A 17226-nucleotide genomic window follows, 5' to 3' on the forward strand; every position below is an offset into this window, starting at 1 on the left:
ACCCATGCTCCTCAGGCCGAGCGCTCCAGCTCTGGCGCCCATTCCACCCGGTTGCGGCCCTGCTCCTTGGCCCGGTAGAGCGCGGTATCGGCTCTCACCATCAGCGCATGCGCGGACTCACCCGGCTGGCGCACCGCCACCCCGAAGCTGGCAGTGACATGCAGGCGGTGCTCATCGACCGGGCAACGACGCTCATCGAAGCGCTGACGAAAACGTTCGGCCAATTGCAGCAGGCTGTCCATGTGGATATCGTCGAGCACAATCAGGAACTCCTCGCCGCCGATACGGCCAAAGCCGTCACCGGAACGCAGCAGCTCGCGGATTTCCTGCGCGTAGTAGGACAACACTCGGTCACCGGCGGCATGACCGTAACGGTCGTTCACCTGCTTGAAGTGATCGATATCGAACAACACTACCCCAGGCTGGCTGTCCGGCGAGGCCAGCAATCGCTCCAGCAGCTGCAGGGTCGCCCGGCGATTCAGACAGCCGGTCAGTTCATCGGTCATCGCCTGATGGCGCAGCCGGTTTTCAGCTTCCAGATGGCCGCTGTCATCACTGAAGGTGATCACGGCGCCCCCCTCACAGGATTCTTCGAGCAACGGCGTCACCGTGGTATGCACCGGCAGAATATTACCCTCACGGGTACGGAAGAAATCACGCTCGGCATGCTGACGCTCGCCGGTGCGCAGCGCTTCCAGCGTCGGGCAGGCCTCTGCATGCAGCACCTGTCCGCTCAGCGTCACGTGGATCACCGGATGAAGCTCCTGCCCCAGCAGCTCCGCTTCGGTCCAGCCCAGCAGACGCTCGGCTTCCGGGTTCATCCAGCGCACACAGCCCTGCTGATCCACCATGATCAGGCCGCTGCCCACCTCATCGGTGATCAGCCGCAGCTGATGCTCTCTGTGGCGAATATGCTGATCCATGTGCCACTGACGCTGCCGCAAACGGCATCCACCCCAGAGCAGCAACAGCCCGCCGCCGAGTCCTGCCGCCAGCAGCTGGCCACCCAGTTTCATATAACGGGCCTGCAGGGCAGTACAGCCCTGCCCTTCGTCCCTGAATCCCAGCAGCCAGCGCGGAGCTTTCAGATGGTCACTGTCGTGATTGACCCACTGGTACACATAGCAGTCATTGCCTGCGGTGAGCTGGCCCTGCGTCTGCTGTTGGGCCAGCTGCCACTGGCTCGGCAACTCCACCGACAGGCCCGTTCGTTCGGTAAACATGAATTGCCAGTCACGCCCTTCTCCACCATGCAGCCAGTGCCCGGATGCATTCCACAGCAGCGGCGATATACGCTCTGGCAGGGCAGACTGCAGGTTATCCAGCAGCTGCTGTCCGAGGTAGTTGATCACCACCAGTCCCTGCAGCTGCTGCCTCTGATAGACCGGCATGGAGATCCTGAGCATCGGCTTGTAAGGTACCTCAACATCATTTTGCTCGATATTGAGATCCAGCGGGGACAAGTAGAGCTCACCCTGCGCCAGACGCAATCCTTCGATCACGTAGTAGCGGTGTGCCTTGCTCTGCAGTTGCGCCCCCGGCACCACATAGGCATCGCCGCCTTGCAAGCGGTTGATGCGGATCACTTCCATACCGTCCCGGTCAATAAAGCGGATCTGGTCGTAGTCGGGCCTGAGCCGGGCCAGGGAAAGATAGCTCTGCTGCAGCAGCTGGAGCCAGAGCTCCGAGGGCTGCTCGAGAAAATGCTGCAACAGGGGTGAATAGGTCAGCCGGCTGACATCCTGCTCTACGGCAGTCAGGGTTGAGCTGATACTGTGCTGCAGCTGTGCCAGATAGTAATCCCGTTGCTGTTGCTGCAGCTGTTCCTCCTGCTGCAACGAGCGAAAAAGGCCCAGTGCCACCAAAACCACCAACAGGGTGATTGCCAACAGACCTACTGACCAGAAATACCTGCGTTGCGGATACCGCAATCTATGTTTCTGCATCATCCTAACCTACAGCGTCCCCGAAGACTCTGGGGTTCAGGTTCCTTTTACAGCCATGCGCATGGCTTAAATACAATTCTGACAATCGCCCGGTATTCTTGATATGTGCTAGATCAGGCTCAAGCCCGCACCAAGCACGGCAACCTCAATCAGTTCGATCAGGGCGCCGGCGGTATCGCCGGTATAACCCTGCAGCCGTGCCAGCATCTGCCGCCTGAGCCACCAGAACAGCAGCAGCGGCAGCAGTACCAGCAACGGATGACTGCCCAGCAGCACCCAAGTCAGTACGGCTGCTGTCAGCCAGACCGGCGTGCGTGGAGCCTGCTGCAGGCCCTGGGCGATGCCCTGAGGACGTGCGTAAGGCGTGGTCAGCAGCAGCCACTGGGCGGCGCAGCGTCCGACCAGCGGCGCCAGCATCAGCGGCCAGAGAAGCTGTTCCGCCAGCAGCGCCTGCAGCAGGCTCCACTTGAGCAGCAGCTGGAGCATCATCGCCAGCGCCCCCGTCGCGCCGACATGCGGGTCCTTCATGATCTGCAGGGTACGCTCACGATCGCCCAGACCACCCATCCAGCCGTCGGCGCTGTCGGCCAGGCCATCCAGGTGCAGCCCTCCGGTCAGGGCACACCAGAGCAGCAGCACCAGCGTTGCCTGCACACCTGCCGGCAACCCCTGACTCAGTCCGGCCAGGCTCACCAGCAAGGCCCCGAGCAGCAATCCCACCAGCGGGTAGTACAGTAGCGCTCGGGCCTGGGTCACGGCATCGGGCATGCCGGACAGGCGTACCGGAATCATGGTCAGGAACTGCAGCGCGCAGAGAAAGGATTGCCAGTGTCCCTTCATCGGCGCGCATCCTTAAGCGAATGCAGGCTGCCATGTCCCACCGGATAGTTGAACATCTCGCTGACCGGCAAACCGTTGAGAATAGCGTGCAGGGCACGAATGACGCCGCCATGACAGATCAGAAGCACAGCCCCCTGATGACGCTGCTGCAGTTCATCGATCAGGTTTTCCAGACGCGCAAAGAAATCGGCCAGGGATTCACCATTGGGCGGCGGGTTATGCCAGGGGTCGGCCCAGAAACGCCCCAGCGGTTCCGGGTCACGGGCATGGATCTGGGCCGCGGTTTCGCCGTCCCAGTCACCGAAATCGTATTCGCGCAGGCGTTCGTCAATCTGCAGCCGGCAGGATCCGGCCCACTCGCGACCAAAAGCGGCACAACGCTGCAACGGTGAACAATAGATACGCTCATAATCCTGCGGCCTGATATCGGCCAGTCCCTGCTCCATCTGCTGCCAGCCTTCCGTGGTCAAAGCGGCATCGGTACGGCCCAGAAAACAGTTGCCCCGTTCGGTCATGCCGTGTCGCAGCAGGTCGATACGCAAATGGCTCATGAGCACTTCTCCGACACGGCCGCTTCGGCAAAGGTGGCCATCTGCTCATGCAGGCTGCAGGCCATGCGCAGCAAAGGCACGGCCATGGCGGCCCCGCTGCCCTCGCCCAGACGCAACCCCAGATCCAGCAGCGGGGTGGAGGGCAGCGCCTGGCGCAGCAAACGGTAACCGGGTTCAGCGGAGTGATGGGAAAACAGCAGCCAGTCAGCCACGGCGGGATTGAGTCGGCAGGCCAGCAGAGCCGCTACGGTACAGATAAAACCGTCGACCAGCGCCGGGATGCCCTGCTGGGCGCAGGTCAGGTAAGCCCCGGTCAGCGCGGCGACCTCGAACCCGCCCAGCGAGGCCAGGAGCCCCTGCGGATCACGGTCGGCGCCATGACGCAGCAGCGCCTGTTCGATCACCCGACACTTGTGCGACATGCCATCAGTGTCCAGCCCTGTGCCTGGTCCGACCAGTTCAGCCACCGGTTGCTCCAGCAGCGCGGCGGCCAGAGCCGTGGCGGCCGTAGTATTGCCGATGCCCATCTCGCCACCGATGAACAGCTCGGCAGGGGTATGCAATACCGCTTCACGCCCGGTATCCAGCGCCTGCTGCAGTTGTGCGGCGGTCATCGCCGGCGCGTGCATCAGGTTGCCACTTTGTGGCGCAATGATGCGGGACTCAACACCGGTGAGCGCTTCCAGCTCCACCACCGTGCCCAGATTCCAGACACGCAACTGGGCGCCGAGCACCCGTGCGGCCACACTGATCGCCGCACCACCGCGGGCAAAGTTGCGGATCATCTCCGCTGTGACCGCCTGCGGATAGGCCGAAACCCCTTCTGCCGTAACGCCATGGTCGGCAGCGAAGACCGCGATGCTGACCCGCTCCAGCTGCGGACACACTCGCCCCTGCATGCCGGCCAGACGGATCGCCAGCTGCTCCAGCTGGCCCAATGCGCCCATCGGCTTGGTTAATTGCTGCTGGCGTTCCTGGGCCGCCCGCTGTGCCGGCTGATCAATCGGTTTGGCTCCCTGTTCAATCCAGCTCATCGACGGCGCTCCAGCGCCGGTCCCTTGATCACCATCGGAATGCCGGCCACCATCAGCACCACCTGGTCGGCCAGTGCCGCCACCGACTGATTGAGCCAGCCGGCCTCGTCACTGAAACGACGGCTCAGCTCGCCCATGGGTACCACACCCATGCCGGTCTCGTTGCTGACCAGAATCATTTCGCCGCGCGCATTCTCAAGCGCCGCGCAGAGCGCTTCCCGCTCGGCCTGCATGTTGGCATCGTCCAGCAGCTGGTTGGTCACCCAGAGCGTCAGACAATCGATCAGCAGGCAACGGTCCGGCGCCTGCCGAGCCAGAATGGTCGCCGCCAGCTGTAGCGGCTCCTCTACGGTCTGCCAATGTACGGGGCGCTCACCCCGATGCCGCTCGATGCGCTTGAGCATCTCGTCGTCGTGGGCTTGAGCAGTGGCGATATAGAAGACGTCGCGTCCGGATGCGAGGGCGAGCTGCTCCGCCTGCCGGCTTTTGCCGGAGCGGGCACCACCGAGGATGAGTCGAATCACAGAATTCTCCGCCGGGTCGGTTATGAGGGTGGCCTTACCTCACTAGTGTAACCGTGAACCGGCGGATTACAGAAACTCCGTCCGCAGATTGAAACTGCTGCGTTTACCCAGATGCTGCCCTTCCGCCTCCAGCCAACGCTCAATTTGCGATCCCCCCGCTCCTGCAGCCCCAAATTCAGCTGCGCAGCGTCATATCAGCTCCTCCGCCTTATTGTGCAGTGCCGCAAAAATTGCGTTTCGAGTTGTACCTTGTCAACCAGATCTGGTCACCAAATCACCACTTGTCAGCGGGCGCCTGGTATTGCTGCACGGCCAACAAAAGGGCTTCAGGGTTATCCACAACCTGCAACATTGCGGTATGCGCGGGCTTGATAAAGCCTTCCGTATCCAGACTGTGGACAAAGTCCAGCATACGGTCGTAGAAACCATTGACGTTGTACAGGATCACCGGCTTGGCATGATGACCCAGTTGTCCCCAGGTCCATACTTCGAACAGCTCTTCCAGCGTACCGATGCCACCGGGCAGAGCGACAAAGGCATCGGCCAGTTCAGCCATGCGTGCCTTGCGCGCGTGCATGTCCGGCACCACTTCCAGCACCGTCAGGCCATCATGGGCCAATTCACGCGACTGGAGGTACTCAGGGATCACACCATGCACCCGGCCACCGGCTTCAAGTACGGCATCGGCGATGGTACCCATCAGGCCCACATGACCGCCGCCGAAGACCAGTTCAATATCCTGTTGGGCGAAAAACTGCCCCAGTTCAACCGCAGCCTCGCGGTGAACCGGGTTGTGGCCGTAGCTGGCGCCGCAAAAAACGGTGATTTTCATGATCGCTTACTCCTGGTGTGATTCGGTTTCAGGCCAGCGATTCTCCGCCAGCAGGGCCTCCAGCGGCTGTGCCTCGGCCCAGCCCTCTTGTTCCAGCATCGGCCGTTCGTAAAATTTGTCCACAGGGCCAATACAGAGCACGGCGATCGCCTTGCTGCCGGCCGGCATCTGCAGCAGATCACCCAGCGCCTCGGGGTCGAACAGCGAGACCCAGCCGACGCCGACACCTTCGGCACGGGCGGCCAGCCAGAGGTTCTGAATGGCACAGGAAACCGAGGCCAGATCCATCTCCGGCAAGGTGCGGCGGCCGAAGATATGCTTCTCGCGCTGGTCCATCAGCGCCACCACCAGCACCTCGGCGCACCTGTCCATGCCTTCTACCTTGAGGCGGAGGAACTCGGCCTCGCGCTCGTTCATCGCATCGGCGGTGGCTTGGCGCTCCTGCTCCACCAGTCCGCGGATCCGTTGACGCAGTGTTTGATCGGTGATGCGGATAAACCGCCAGGGCTGCATCAGGCCGACACTGGGGGCCTGATGGGCGGCCTGCAACAGCCGCTTCAGAATCTCGGGATCCAGGGGTTCGCCGCTGAAGTGGCGCATATCGCGCCGCTCGCGGATGGCACGGTAAACCGCATCACGCTCGGCTTCACTGAACTGCCAGGGGTTTGGGCTCATCCTGCTCTCCTGTTGCAAGCTATCGCAGCACTTGTTTCGGTACTTGTTTCATAACCTGAATCAGCGGCTGCTCACCACTGAAATCGACTTTGGCGTCGACCTGATAGACCTGCCGGATCGCGTCCGGCGTCAGCACCTGTTCTGGCGTGCCGATGGCATGCACGCGGCCGCTGTCGAGCAGCATCAGCCGGTCGCACCAACAGGCCGCCAGATTCAGGTCATGAATCGACAGGATAACACTGCGCTGCGCCTGTGCATGCTGTCGCAGCAGCTCCAGCACGCGCTGCTGGTAGTGGAGATCCAGACTGGCCAGTGGCTCGTCAGCCAAAATGATATCGGGCTGACCGGCCAGTACCCGTGCCAGCCAAACGCGCGCCTGCTCGCCACCGGAGAGGTGATCGACGCGGGAGTCGAGCCATTCGGCGACACCGGTGTGCTCGGCCGCCTGTTCGATCAGGCTGGCATCCTCGTCGCCCCAGGGCAGACGTCCCAGCGCAATCACATCGGCCACTTTCAGCGCCCAGGCACTCTGGCAGCGCTGTGGCAACAGCGCAATGCGCCGCGCCCGCTTGAGGCCATGCAGTCGGCTCAGATCCTGTCCTTCCAGCGCGATGCGCCCGCCATAGGGCTGTAGCCCTGCGATGCACTCCAGCAGCGAAGACTTGCCCGCGCCGTTGGGACCGATCACGCCGAGCAGTTCACCCGGTTCCAGGCACAAATTGATACCGGCCAGACGGCTGTCCAGCTGCAGCTGTTCGATCGAGATCAGAGCCATTTCTTGCGCTCCTGCCAGACCAGCCAGATGAACAGGGGCGCGCCGATCAGCGAGGTCAGCACACCAAGCTTGAGCTCACGCCCCGGCGGCATGCCGCGCACAACGATATCAGCCAGACAGACCAGAATGGCGCCGACCAATGCCGCCGGAATCAGAACGCGGTCAGGCCGGTTGCGCACCAGCGGGCGCACCAGGTGAGGCACCAGCAGGCCCACGAAACCGATGGCGCCGGCCACCGCCACCGAGGCCCCCACCAGCAGGGCCGCGCCGAGGATGATCAGGCGGCTGCCGCGGGTGTAGGACAACCCCATGCTCTGCGCCACCTGCTCACCGAGGCTCAGGCCCAGCAGCAAACGGCGCTGGCTCCAGATCAGACCACCTCCCAGCAGCAGCGCCGGCAGCAATATCCACAAGTGATCCAGCCCCCGTTCGGATACCGAGCCAAGCAGCCAGAACACCAGCTCAGACAGGGCAAAGGGGTTGGGCGCAAAGTTCAGTACCGCCGCCAGCAGCGCACCGGTCAGGGTGGAGATTGCCAGCCCGGCCATGATCACCATCGCTTGTCGCGAAGGGCCGGCCAACAGCAGCATCAGCGACATGGCGATGCCGGCACCGATCAACCCGGCCAGCGCCGGGGCCGCCGCACCCGCCGCCGGGAAAAGCCCGAAATAGAACACACTGGCAGCGCCCAGTGCCGCGCCCTGACTGGCACCGGTCAGCCCCGGATCAGCCAGCGGGTTGCGCAGCAGCCCCTGCAGGGCAGCACCGCTCATACCCAGCGCCGCACCGACGGTCAGCGCCAGCAGGGTACGAGGCAGGCGGATCTCACCGATAACGATGGCGGCAGCACTGTCAGCGCCCTGCAGCCATTGCCAGAGGCCATCCAGCACGGCGATATCGCTGGAGCCCACATGCAGCGACACCAGCGCGGTCAGCAGCATCAACAGGGTCAGTGCGGAGGTCATTTCGTCCTCATGTTTTGTAAAAAGTGTTGTGAAGGGCTTTGTAACAGGTGTGGTAACTGTTGTAGCTGATGGCGCAACTGTTCGATCAGCTCCCAGGTCCAGGGCCCGGGGCATTGCCAGCGCCAGTTCTCGGTCGGCAGCCAGTCGCTGGCAGACACACTGTGCTTCAGCGCCGGGTGGTCGGCAAAGCGGCTGGCCAGCGCCTGCGCATCCGGACTGCTCCATAAAATGGCGTCGGGCGGGTCAGTAACCACTCGCTCCAGATCCAGCCGCTCGTAGCGTACCCCGGTCAAATAATTGCGCCAACCCGCCTGACGAATGATCTGGTCTTCAAAGGTGTTCGGGCCGGTACCTATGCCGTTGGGGCCCAGCAACAGCAGGCGGGGAGCATCAACGGCAGGCTCACGAGGTTCAGGCGCAGGATGGGCCAAATCCGGCGAGCGCCCGATCAGACGCAGCACACGGCGCTCATAGGCTTCGATCGCCTCCAGCGTGCGCGGCAAGGTTACCAGCTCTACCGGCTTCTGCAGGGTTTGCAAGCGCTTACGCAACATCAGCGCATTGTGCTGGCCGACGATAATCAGATCCGGCTTGAGGCTGAATACCTGTTCCAGCGAGCCGTCATGGCTGGGCCAGCCCTCCAGGGGCCAGGGCAGCGGGAATCGCTTGTGCATCGGCGACAGAGCGGCAACCTGTGCGCGGTCGGCATGCAATGCCAGCATCCGGTCCATGCACAGATCCAGCGAGACCACGCGTTCCGGCCGTTCCGCAGCCATGGCGGGCAGTGCCATCAGGCTGAAAATCAGCAGCAGAAGCCCGCGAAGTGCCACTGACCGGCACCGCCGAGAAATCATGCGCCCGCCGGCTCCACCGGCAGGTCCAGCATCGCCAGCACCGCATCCATGTCCAGATGCTGCTCCAGCGTATCGGCAAGTCGGTTGATGCCGTCCTCACGCAGCTGCTGGTAGTCGAGGGCTTGGGCCTGCTCAAGGCCCGCCCAGCGCAGGATCAGCTGCGTGGCTGCCGGGGTTTCAAACAGACCGTGAAGGTAAGTACCCACTATCTGGCCATCCTCAGAGCAGGCACCATCCGCCCCCTGCGCCAGCTCGACCAGCGCCGGGCTTGCTTCAGCCACTTCGGTGACACCGCAGTGAATTTCGTAACCGCTGACCGGCACGGTTTCACCGGCCAGCGTCATCCGTCCCTGCACGTTGCGCAGCGCCTTTTCACCCTCGAGCAGGGTTCGGATCGGCAGCCAACCAAGAGCGGCACTCTCGCCCGCCTCGCCCTCAATGCCCTGAGGATCGGCGATGCGTTCACCCAGCATCTGATAACCACCGCAGATGCCCAGCAGCTTGCCGCCGTAACGCAGATGACGCTGCAGGTACTCTTCCCAGCCCTGAGACCTGAGCCAGCTCAGGTCCGGTCGGACCGCTTTGGAGCCGGGCAGGATTACCAGATCCGCCGGCGGCTTGGGCTGGTCGGGGCCGACAAAGTGCAGCCGCACCTGGGGATGCAGGCGCAATGGGTCGAGGTCGGTATGGTTGCTGATATGGGGCAGCACCGGCACGACGATATCCAGTACCCGTTCGGCGCGTTCGATCTCCGGCTCCTCGCTGATCGCATCCTCGGCCTCCAGATGCAAGCCATGCAGATAGGGCAGCACGCCCAGCACCGGCTTGCCGGTATAGTCTTCCAGCCAGTCCAGCCCCGACTGCAGCAAGGCGATATCACCACGGAAGCGGTTGATGACGAAGCCCTTGATCCGTGCCTGCTCGGTTTCGCTGAGCAGCGCCAGGGTACCGACCAGATGGGCGAAGACACCGCCCTTGTCGATATCGGCGATCAGGATCACCGGGCAGTCCACCCGCTCGGCAAAGCCCATGTTGGCGATATCACGATCGCGCAGGTTGATCTCGGCGGGCGAGCCTGCCCCCTCCACCAGCACCGCCTCATACTGGTCACAGAGACGCTGATGCGACTCGGCCACCGCCTGCCAGGCGATGGTCTTGTAGTCGTGATAGCGCTTGGCTTCCATGTTATCCACGGCACGGCCATGGATGATCACCTGAGCGCCGGTATCGCTGCAGGGCTTGAGCAGTACCGGGTTCATATCCACATGGGGCATTAAGCCACAGGCCTGGGCCTGTACCGCCTGGGCACGGCCGATCTCGCCACCCTCGGCGGTGACGGCGCTGTTCAGCGCCATGTTCTGCGGCTTGAACGGTGCTACGACGATGCCGCGTCGCTGCAGTACCCGACATAATCCCGCCACCAGCGTGCTCTTGCCGGCATCCGAGGTGGTACCCTGCACCATCAGGGTTTTCTGTCGATCAGTCATTGATGAATCTCGCTGAGTAGATGTTCGAGCCGCTGCCATTCCGCTTCGCTCCCCGGCAACCCGAAGCGCAAGGCAGCGGGCTGCTCGAAGCGTCGAATCAGAATACCAGCCTGGGCACACTGATGCTCAATCTCGGCCGCTTGCCCGGTTACCACATAGGCAAAAAGTGCCGTGCTGATCACCGGCTCGGACAGGTATTGCTCCAGCAATGCCTGCAGCCGGGCCTGCTGCAACCGAAGGCCGTCCCTCATGCCCTGCTGCCATGCCCGGTCCGCCAATGCCTGGCGGGCAATATAGCGGGCGGGGTGACTGATCGCCCAGGGACCCATCCTGCACGACAGTTGCTGCAGCAGGTCGCTATGCGCACAGACAGCCCCCACACGGAGCCCGGCCAGACCAAAAAACTTGCCCAGTGAGCGCAGCACGATCAACCCTTCCGGCATGGGATCTACGACCAGGCTCTGCTCCGGCGTGGCATCGATAAAGGCTTCATCGACCAGCAGCCAGCCGCCGCGGCGGGCCAGTCGGGCGTGCCAGTCACGCAACTGCTCAGCACTGAAACGAACGCCGCTCGGGTTGCAGGGATTGATCAGCACCAGTACGTCGAGCTCATCGATGAAGGCATCGATCTCCCCGGCAGACAGTGGCTGCAGCTGATGCCCCTGTTGTTGCCAACGATACCCGTGTTCCGCATAAGCCGGGTTGAGCAGGCCGATCAGCGCACGTCCTTGTTGTTCCAGAAAACACTGCGGCAGTGCCTGAATGGCGGCCTGGGAACCCGCTACCAGCAGCAGATCGCGGCTGCCGTAATAATCGCAGGCCACCTGTTGCAAGCCATCATCCTCTTCCGGCAAACGGCTGAACACTTCGGCCGGCAGCGCGGTCACCGGCCAGCCGTTCGGGTTGATGCCGGTGGACAGGTCCAGCCACTGCTCACGCGGAATGCCGTATTGTGCCACCGCAGCGTTCAGGCGACCGCCATGCAGCGGCGCTGGGGATAATTCTGAGCCCTCAATTTTATGCACAGCAGGTTCCACCCTTCCGGTACTGTGGGTAATTTTGCCATCGAACAGGGATGTGGATAAAAACGGTCACAGAGTTCCTCCCAGCAAGACCAGCAACGCTATAGAAAATATCCACAGCCCCAACGCAGCATCGACCAGCCGCAGGGCGCGGGACAGATCGCGTGGCTGCGCGGCGGGTCCTTCTCCCAGTACCGGCTTGTCGACCCAGCGGCCGCGGTAGCAGGTCGGGCCACCCAGCTGAATCCCCAGCGCTCCGGCCCCGGCGGCCATCACCGGTCCGGCATTGGGGCTGTCATGCAGGGGCGCCTGGCGACGCCAGCAGCGCCATGCTCGCCGGGCATGTCCACACAGGGCATAACTGAGCGCGGTCAGCCGCGCCGGTACCAGCCCGACCAGGTCATCCAGCCGTGCCGCCGCCCAGCCAAAGTGGACAAAACGCTCACTGCGATAGCCCCACATGGCGTCCAGGGTATTGATCAGGCGGAATGCCAGTGCGCCCGGCGCGCCGGCGATACAGAACCAGAAGATGGCGCCGAACACCGCATCACTGCCGTTTTCCAGTACCGATTCCACCGCCGTGCGCTCCACCTCCAGTTCGGCCGCATCCCGGCTGCAGATCCAGGAGGTCAGGCGACGGGCTTCATCCCGGTCACCCCGCAACAGCGCCCGCACAATCGGCTGTATATGCCGTTTCAGGCTTTCCTGGCCCAGGCTGAACCAGAGCACCAGCACGGCGATCAGCTCACCCACCACCGGGATCTGCACCAGCACAGCGATCAGCAGCACCGGCGGCAACACCAGCAGCAGTACCAACAACAAGCCTTTCAGTCGACGCCGCTCGCCACGATTGAAGCGGCCCTCCAGCCAGCCGGCACAGCGGCCAAAACCGACCAGCGGGTGCCAGCGACTCGGCTCACCCAGCCAGCGGTCGATCAGCACGGCGGCGATCAGCTGCAGCGCCAGCATCGAGGACTCAGGGCTTGAACAGCTGAGCGACAGCTGCCGGGTTGGAGGGGAAATAGAGATGAATATAGGACGCCGTCAGCCGCTTGAGCCGATAGACCGGCTCGGCGGCACGACGGCCGTTGGGGCATTCGCCACGTGCGATCGGCTCCAGTGCGGTAACGGTGACCGAGTGGTGGAAAGTATGACCGCGCAGCTCCTGGCCATCCAGTTCCAGCCGCTGCAGCCCCAGCGCGGCAAAGCGCTGTTGCATCCGGGCCCGTGCGGGCAACACACCACAGAGTTCGGCCGACTGACCTTCCAGTGCGGTCAGCTCCTCGCCCAGCCAGAGCATGCCACCGCATTCTGCCAGCATCGGTTTGCCTGCCTGATAGTGAGCTTTCACATCCGCCATCAGAGACCTGTTACCGGGCAGCGCTTCCAGATGCAGTTCCGGGTAGCCGCCCGGCAGCCAGAGCGCATCCACCTCGGGCAGATGCTGATCGGCCAAAGGCGAGAAGAACACCAGCTCGGCCCCCAGCCGCTCAAGCGTGCGCAGGTTGGCCGGGTAGATAAACGAAAAGGCGGCATCGCGGGCGATGCCGATGCGCACGCCCTGAAGCAGAGGTTCAATCGCGGCCACCGGTTGGGGTTCAAACGCGATCGCCGCCGGCAGCTCGCTGCCGGCGCTCTGTTCCAGCGCCTGGGCGGCGGTTTCGATGCGCTGCTCCAGGTCGGCAATTTCGTCGCCCTGCACCAGTCCCAGATGACGGCTGGGCAGGCTGACCGCTTCATCGCGTGGCAGGGCACCGTACCAGCGCAGCGGCTTTTCGTGTGAAGAGGCGGGCAGCGCTTCGGCCAGCATCTGGCCATGACCGGCACTGCCGACCCGGTTGCCCAGTACACCGCTGAATGGCAGGCCGGGACGGAAGCTGGCCAGGCCATGCGCCAGTGCCGCGAAGGTCTGTGCCATGCCGCCGGCATCGATCACCGCCAGCACCGGAATGCCGAACAGTTCAGCCAGGTCGGCGCTGGAGGGGGTGCCGTCGAACAGGCCCATCACGCCTTCAATCAGGATCAGATCCGCCTCGCCAGCGGCCTCCCAGAGTTGCTGCTTGCACAGCTGCGGCGAGCCCATGAACAGGTCCAGCTGCTCCACGTCACAGCCGGCGGCGCGGCTCAGGATCATCGGGTCAAGGAAGTCGGGACCGGTCTTGAATACCCGGACACGGCGACCCTGATTGCGGTGCAAGCGCGCCAGCGCGGCAGTCACCGTGGTCTTGCCCTGCCCCGACGCCGGTGCCGAGATCAGCAGTGCCGGACACTGCCGGGGCTCGGCGCTTACAGGCAGGTCAGCGGTCACAGTTCAACGCCCTTCTGCGCCCGGATGCCGTCCTTGAATGCATGCTTGACCACCTGCATCTCGGTGACCGTATCGGCGGCGTCGATCAGTGCCTGGGGCGCACCGCGGCCGGTGACCACTACATGCTGCATCGCCGGGCGATTACGCAGGGCTGCGAGCAATTCATCCAGATCAACATACTGGTACTTGAGCGCGATATTCAGTTCATCCAGCACCACCAGTGATACCTCGGGGTCGGCCAGCAGTTCGCGCGCCTTGTCCCAGGCCGCGGCGGCCGCTTGAACATCACGCTCGCGATCCTGAGTTTCCCAGGTGAAGCCTTCGCCCATGACGTGGTAACGCACCTCGGGGAAGCGGCGGAAAAACGCCTCCTCCCCGGTGCTGAAGCTGCCCTTGATGAACTGCACCACGCCCACCTGCATGCCGTGTCCCAGTGCCCGTGCCAGCATGCCGAAGGCAGAACTGCTTTTGCCCTTGCCGTTACCGGTCAGTACCAGCAGCACGCCCTGGTCACGGTCGGCGCGGGCGATCGCCTGATCGACCACGGCTTTCTTGCGCTCCATCCGCGCCTTGTGACGCTGGTCACGGCTATCGTCACTGCTTTCGTTACGGGACGGGTCATCACTCATGTGCGGGAGAGCTCCTGATAGGTTTTGAATTGACGAGACAGGGTATACAGCATGGCGGCAAAGCCGGTATAGGCCAGCAACGGCACGAGTTTACCGGGCAGATACTGCTCGATGCGCCCCCACAACCCCGCCAGGCTGGTGGTTTCGAAATTGCCTGAAAGGTAATAGTAGCCGCCGCTGGATAACAGATTGCTGACAAAGGCCCCCGTCAGCAAACACAGCAGCAGCGGACCCAGCGTAGCTATACGATCCCGGTGCAGGCGCGCATAACGGCGCCCGGCGTACCAGAGCGTGGCATAGGCCGGCACCAGCATGCCATAGGCCGGAGTGATGCAATGCGCTTCGGCGCCGCTCCAGCCGTAGTAGCTCAGGTCCAGCAGTACCGCTTCCAGAAACAGCAGCGGGAAACTCCATAGCGGACGCAGGAACACACCGGCCAGGAAGAACACCGCCCAGGACGCGCTGGGCAGGTGTTCAACCGAGGCAAAGTGATGTCCCCGCGTCAGCGCCAGCAACAAAATCAGGCCAAGGCCAGCCAGCAGCTGGGCGCGTGACGACAGGTTGATCATGAAAAGTCTCCGTCAGATTCAGGGGGCGTAATGCAGTGACAGCCAGTAAGTACGGTCAGGCTGGTTGTAGCCACGTGCCGTCTGGTAGTCCTCGTCGAGCAGATTCTCGACCTTGGCCTTCAGCGACCAGTCCTGGTTCAGCTGGTAGCTGCCGCGCAGATCGACAGTGGTGTAGCCGGCAAGACGATTATTGCCGTCATTGCGCTTGCCAACCGCGTGAAGGGTACCGCCCAGAGCGTAAGCGCCGAAATCACGGTCAGCTGACAGGTTGAAGACCTTGCGCGCACGACGCTTAAGCAGCTCGTCGGTATCGCGGTCTTTCGGGTCCATCAGGTCCAGGCTGGTGCTCAGGTCCCAGTCAGCGATACGGGTCGCTGCGGTGAGCTCCAGACCACGAATACGGGCTTCATTGACGTTCATCGGGATCCAGCGCCAGGGTTCAGCAACCGTTGGTGCCGGTGCCCAGGCAATCAGGTTGTCGATATCGGTCTGGTAGAGGTTAGCCGACCAGTTCACACCGGCATGGTCACCGGACAGTCCCAGCTCCCAGGACTCGGACTTCTCTGGCTGCAGATCCGGATTGCCGGCACCCGGCCAGTAGAGGTCGTTGAAGGTCGGCGCCTTGAATGCGGTGCCATAGCTGGCGGTCAGGCGAAGATTGCGCGGCAGCTCCACACCCCAGGCCAGGGAGCCTGTGGTCTCGCCACCAAACTGTTCGTTATCGTCATGACGCAGGCTAACGGAAACATCATGCGCTCCGAAATACAGCTGGTACAAGCCGAACACACCTGTGTTATCGCGGCTGGTGACATCGTAGTCATTACTGTCACTGCTAATTTTGTCGTCCTGATAGTCCACTCCCCAGGTCAGCTGGTTGCTGACGCCTAACTGGTGGCTGCTTTGCAGGGCGAAGGTATCCCGTTCGGTATCGAAATTGCTGGTCCAGATGCCATCCAGGTAGTTGTCGGACTCATCCTGACTGCGCCCGATACGTGCTTCCAGCTGCCAGTTATCGCTGGGATTAACACGCAATACGCCGCCCAAAGTCTGAATACGGCTGCGGTTTTCGTTCTGCCAGCTGCCATCGAACTCGTTGTCGCCTTCATTCCGGTTCCAGAACAACTCGGCCTCAACCTGTTCGCTGAATTTGTAACCGCCATGCAGCGCGTAGGAGCGGTTGTCATAACCGTCATCATCCGGCTCGGCGTCTTCTTCGGCATCGAAACCATCAGTGGAGTAGTCGCTGACGCTCAGGTTGTACCAGCCAGCACCATTGCCGCCGGAGGCACCCAGCACGACTTCACGTGCATCATCGCTGCCTGCCCCAACACTGAAGCGCGGCTTGAAGCCCTCGGCCCCCTTGCGGGTGAAGATCTGGATCACGCCACCGATCGCTTCAGAGCCATAGAGTGAAGAGCGAGGGCCACGGACGATCTCAATCCGTTCAATCTGCTCCGGCGCCATGTCCTGAAATGCCACCGCACCGTTGGTTGCGGAACCCACCTTGATACCGTCGATCAGCACCAGTACATGATCGGAGTTGGTACCACGCAGAAAGATCGAAGTTGCCTTGCCTCGGCCACCGTTGTTGGTCACCACCACACCGGGCGTCCGCTGCAGCAGTTCGGTAACGGTTTGCGCCTGTTTGCGTTCGATCTCTTCACGATCGATCACGGTCACGGAGGCCAGCGCCTGATCCGCGGTCTGGGCCGTGCGTGTTGCCGTTACCAGCAGGGTATCGGGATTGGTCTGAGCCTGAGCGGCCATGGCAGAGCTGCCCAGCAAGACGATTGCCGGGATAGAGAGGTGTTTCATGGTTTGTCTGATTCCTTCGCGCGCCCACCCGCACGCGTTATTGGGTTAACGGTCGCGAAGGCATGGAAAAACAGACAGACAGCGGCCATGAGGGATGGCGCTGCCAGTACTGATCGCCCACCGCGATACCGACTGCTTGGCTTCGGGCCGGTCTCCGGGCTCAGGCGTCAGGCTGATCAGCCAGGAGGGACGACACCTTCCCATATCCGCGGATACAGTGGTCTCTCGTCGTCGCCTCACGCCTCTACCGTTGCGGGGGCAGCGTCGGCATTGCACCCGATTGCTGTGAACAGGTGCGCACCGACTTCCCGTTTAAGCGCTGAACTCTGAATTGAAAACAGAACGCAGCACACCGGAAGCACGCGCGGATTCTAGGGAGTCGCAGTAGGGAGGTCAAACG

General features: G+C 62.7%; 17 protein-coding genes and 1 riboswitch. All 17 genes read right to left on the reverse strand.

The window, feature by feature from the left end; translation table 11 throughout:
• Positions 1–11: 11 nt before the first annotated feature.
• Positions 12–1862: a sensor domain-containing diguanylate cyclase gene (locus tag ABD013_RS13570; protein ID WP_343806819.1), complete on the reverse strand. Its 1851-nt coding sequence runs from the start codon at positions 1860–1862 to the stop codon at positions 12–14.
• 192 nt (positions 1863–2054) lie between these two features.
• On the reverse strand, positions 2055–2786 hold the full coding sequence (locus ABD013_RS13575; protein ID WP_343806822.1) for an adenosylcobinamide-GDP ribazoletransferase: 732 nt from the start codon (positions 2784–2786) through the stop codon (positions 2055–2057).
• On the reverse strand, positions 2783–3337 hold the full coding sequence (locus tag ABD013_RS13580; protein ID WP_343806825.1) for a histidine phosphatase family protein: 555 nt from the start codon (positions 3335–3337) through the stop codon (positions 2783–2785). The genes ABD013_RS13575 and ABD013_RS13580 overlap by 4 nt, the downstream gene beginning before the upstream one ends.
• Positions 3334–4371: a nicotinate-nucleotide--dimethylbenzimidazole phosphoribosyltransferase gene (gene cobT, locus ABD013_RS13585; RefSeq protein ID WP_343806828.1), complete on the reverse strand. Its 1038-nt coding sequence runs from the start codon at positions 4369–4371 to the stop codon at positions 3334–3336. The genes ABD013_RS13580 and cobT overlap by 4 nt, the downstream gene beginning before the upstream one ends.
• Positions 4368–4895, reverse strand: a complete 528-nt coding sequence (gene cobU / locus ABD013_RS13590) for a bifunctional adenosylcobinamide kinase/adenosylcobinamide-phosphate guanylyltransferase (RefSeq protein WP_343806831.1) — start codon at positions 4893–4895, stop codon at positions 4368–4370. The genes cobT and cobU overlap by 4 nt, the downstream gene beginning before the upstream one ends.
• Positions 4896–5169: 274 nt before the next feature.
• Complete coding sequence (locus ABD013_RS13595; RefSeq protein WP_343806834.1) at positions 5170–5727, reverse strand: LOG family protein; 558 nt, start codon at positions 5725–5727, stop codon at positions 5170–5172.
• Between the two features lie 6 nt (positions 5728–5733).
• Positions 5734–6402, reverse strand: a complete 669-nt coding sequence (bluB, locus tag ABD013_RS13600) for a 5,6-dimethylbenzimidazole synthase (RefSeq protein ID WP_343806837.1) — start codon at positions 6400–6402, stop codon at positions 5734–5736.
• Positions 6403–6421: 19 nt separating this feature from the next.
• The gene (locus ABD013_RS13605; protein WP_343806840.1) at positions 6422–7177 is read right to left on the reverse strand and encodes an ABC transporter ATP-binding protein; all 756 of its coding nucleotides are present in this window, start codon (positions 7175–7177) and stop codon (positions 6422–6424) included.
• The gene (locus ABD013_RS13610) at positions 7168–8142 is read right to left on the reverse strand and encodes a FecCD family ABC transporter permease (protein ID WP_343806843.1); all 975 of its coding nucleotides are present in this window, start codon (positions 8140–8142) and stop codon (positions 7168–7170) included. The genes ABD013_RS13605 and ABD013_RS13610 overlap by 10 nt, the downstream gene beginning before the upstream one ends.
• Positions 8139–8972 (reverse strand): ABC transporter substrate-binding protein, encoded by an 834-nt coding sequence (locus ABD013_RS13615; protein ID WP_343806846.1) that lies wholly within the window; start codon positions 8970–8972, stop codon positions 8139–8141. The genes ABD013_RS13610 and ABD013_RS13615 overlap by 4 nt, the downstream gene beginning before the upstream one ends.
• Before the next feature lie 20 nt (positions 8973–8992).
• Positions 8993–10483 carry a cobyric acid synthase gene (locus ABD013_RS13620; RefSeq protein WP_343806849.1) on the reverse strand — a complete coding sequence of 497 codons (1491 nt, stop codon included), beginning with the start codon at positions 10481–10483 and terminating at the stop codon, positions 8993–8995.
• Complete coding sequence (gene cobD, locus ABD013_RS13625) at positions 10480–11508, reverse strand: threonine-phosphate decarboxylase CobD (protein WP_343806852.1); 1029 nt, start codon at positions 11506–11508, stop codon at positions 10480–10482. The genes ABD013_RS13620 and cobD overlap by 4 nt, the downstream gene beginning before the upstream one ends.
• A 66-nt stretch (positions 11509–11574) precedes the next feature.
• Complete coding sequence (gene cbiB, locus ABD013_RS13630) at positions 11575–12474, reverse strand: adenosylcobinamide-phosphate synthase CbiB (protein ID WP_343806855.1); 900 nt, start codon at positions 12472–12474, stop codon at positions 11575–11577.
• Positions 12475–12481: 7 nt separating this feature from the next.
• Entirely contained in the window at positions 12482–13813 is a 1332-nt protein-coding gene (locus ABD013_RS13635) for a cobyrinic acid a,c-diamide synthase CobB (protein ID WP_343806858.1), read from the reverse strand.
• A complete protein-coding gene (gene cobO / locus ABD013_RS13640; RefSeq protein ID WP_343806861.1) occupies positions 13810–14442 on the reverse strand; it encodes a cob(I)yrinic acid a,c-diamide adenosyltransferase in 633 nt (210 codons plus the stop codon). Before cobO ends, ABD013_RS13635 begins: the two co-directional genes overlap by 4 nt.
• Positions 14439–15011, reverse strand: a complete 573-nt coding sequence (locus ABD013_RS13645; RefSeq protein WP_343806864.1) for a hypothetical protein — start codon at positions 15009–15011, stop codon at positions 14439–14441. The genes cobO and ABD013_RS13645 overlap by 4 nt, the downstream gene beginning before the upstream one ends.
• Before the next feature lie 18 nt (positions 15012–15029).
• A complete protein-coding gene (gene btuB / locus ABD013_RS13650; protein ID WP_343806866.1) occupies positions 15030–16826 on the reverse strand; it encodes a TonB-dependent vitamin B12 receptor in 1797 nt (598 codons plus the stop codon).
• Positions 16827–16954: 128 nt separating this feature from the next.
• Positions 16955–17198, reverse strand: a riboswitch (cobalamin riboswitch).
• Positions 17199–17226: the final 28 nt, after the last annotated feature.

Origin of the sequence: Marinobacterium maritimum, assembly GCF_039523155.1 — a bacterium.
GTDB lineage: Bacteria > Pseudomonadota > Gammaproteobacteria > Pseudomonadales > Balneatricaceae > Marinobacterium > Marinobacterium maritimum.

Coding starts and splice junctions, on each gene's coding strand:
- ABD013_RS13605 (WP_343806840.1), bottom strand. CDS start 7,177: ATGGCTCTGATCTCGATCGAACAGCTGCAGCTGGACAGCCGTCTGGCC.
- ABD013_RS13575 (WP_343806822.1), bottom strand. CDS start 2,786: ATGAAGGGACACTGGCAATCCTTTCTCTGCGCGCTGCAGTTCCTGACC.
- cobT (WP_343806828.1), bottom strand. CDS start 4,371: ATGAGCTGGATTGAACAGGGAGCCAAACCGATTGATCAGCCGGCACAG.
- ABD013_RS13610 (WP_343806843.1), bottom strand. CDS start 8,142: ATGACCTCCGCACTGACCCTGTTGATGCTGCTGACCGCGCTGGTGTCG.
- ABD013_RS13580 (WP_343806825.1), bottom strand. CDS start 3,337: ATGAGCCATTTGCGTATCGACCTGCTGCGACACGGCATGACCGAACGG.
- ABD013_RS13595 (WP_343806834.1), bottom strand. CDS start 5,727: ATGAAAATCACCGTTTTTTGCGGCGCCAGCTACGGCCACAACCCGGTT.
- ABD013_RS13645 (WP_343806864.1), bottom strand. CDS start 15,011: ATGATCAACCTGTCGTCACGCGCCCAGCTGCTGGCTGGCCTTGGCCTG.
- ABD013_RS13620 (WP_343806849.1), bottom strand. CDS start 10,483: ATGACTGATCGACAGAAAACCCTGATGGTGCAGGGTACCACCTCGGAT.
- btuB (WP_343806866.1), bottom strand. CDS start 16,826: ATGAAACACCTCTCTATCCCGGCAATCGTCTTGCTGGGCAGCTCTGCC.
- cbiB (WP_343806855.1), bottom strand. CDS start 12,474: ATGCTGGCGCTGCAGCTGATCGCCGCCGTGCTGATCGACCGCTGGCTG.
- cobO (WP_343806861.1), bottom strand. CDS start 14,442: ATGAGTGATGACCCGTCCCGTAACGAAAGCAGTGACGATAGCCGTGAC.
- bluB (WP_343806837.1), bottom strand. CDS start 6,402: ATGAGCCCAAACCCCTGGCAGTTCAGTGAAGCCGAGCGTGATGCGGTT.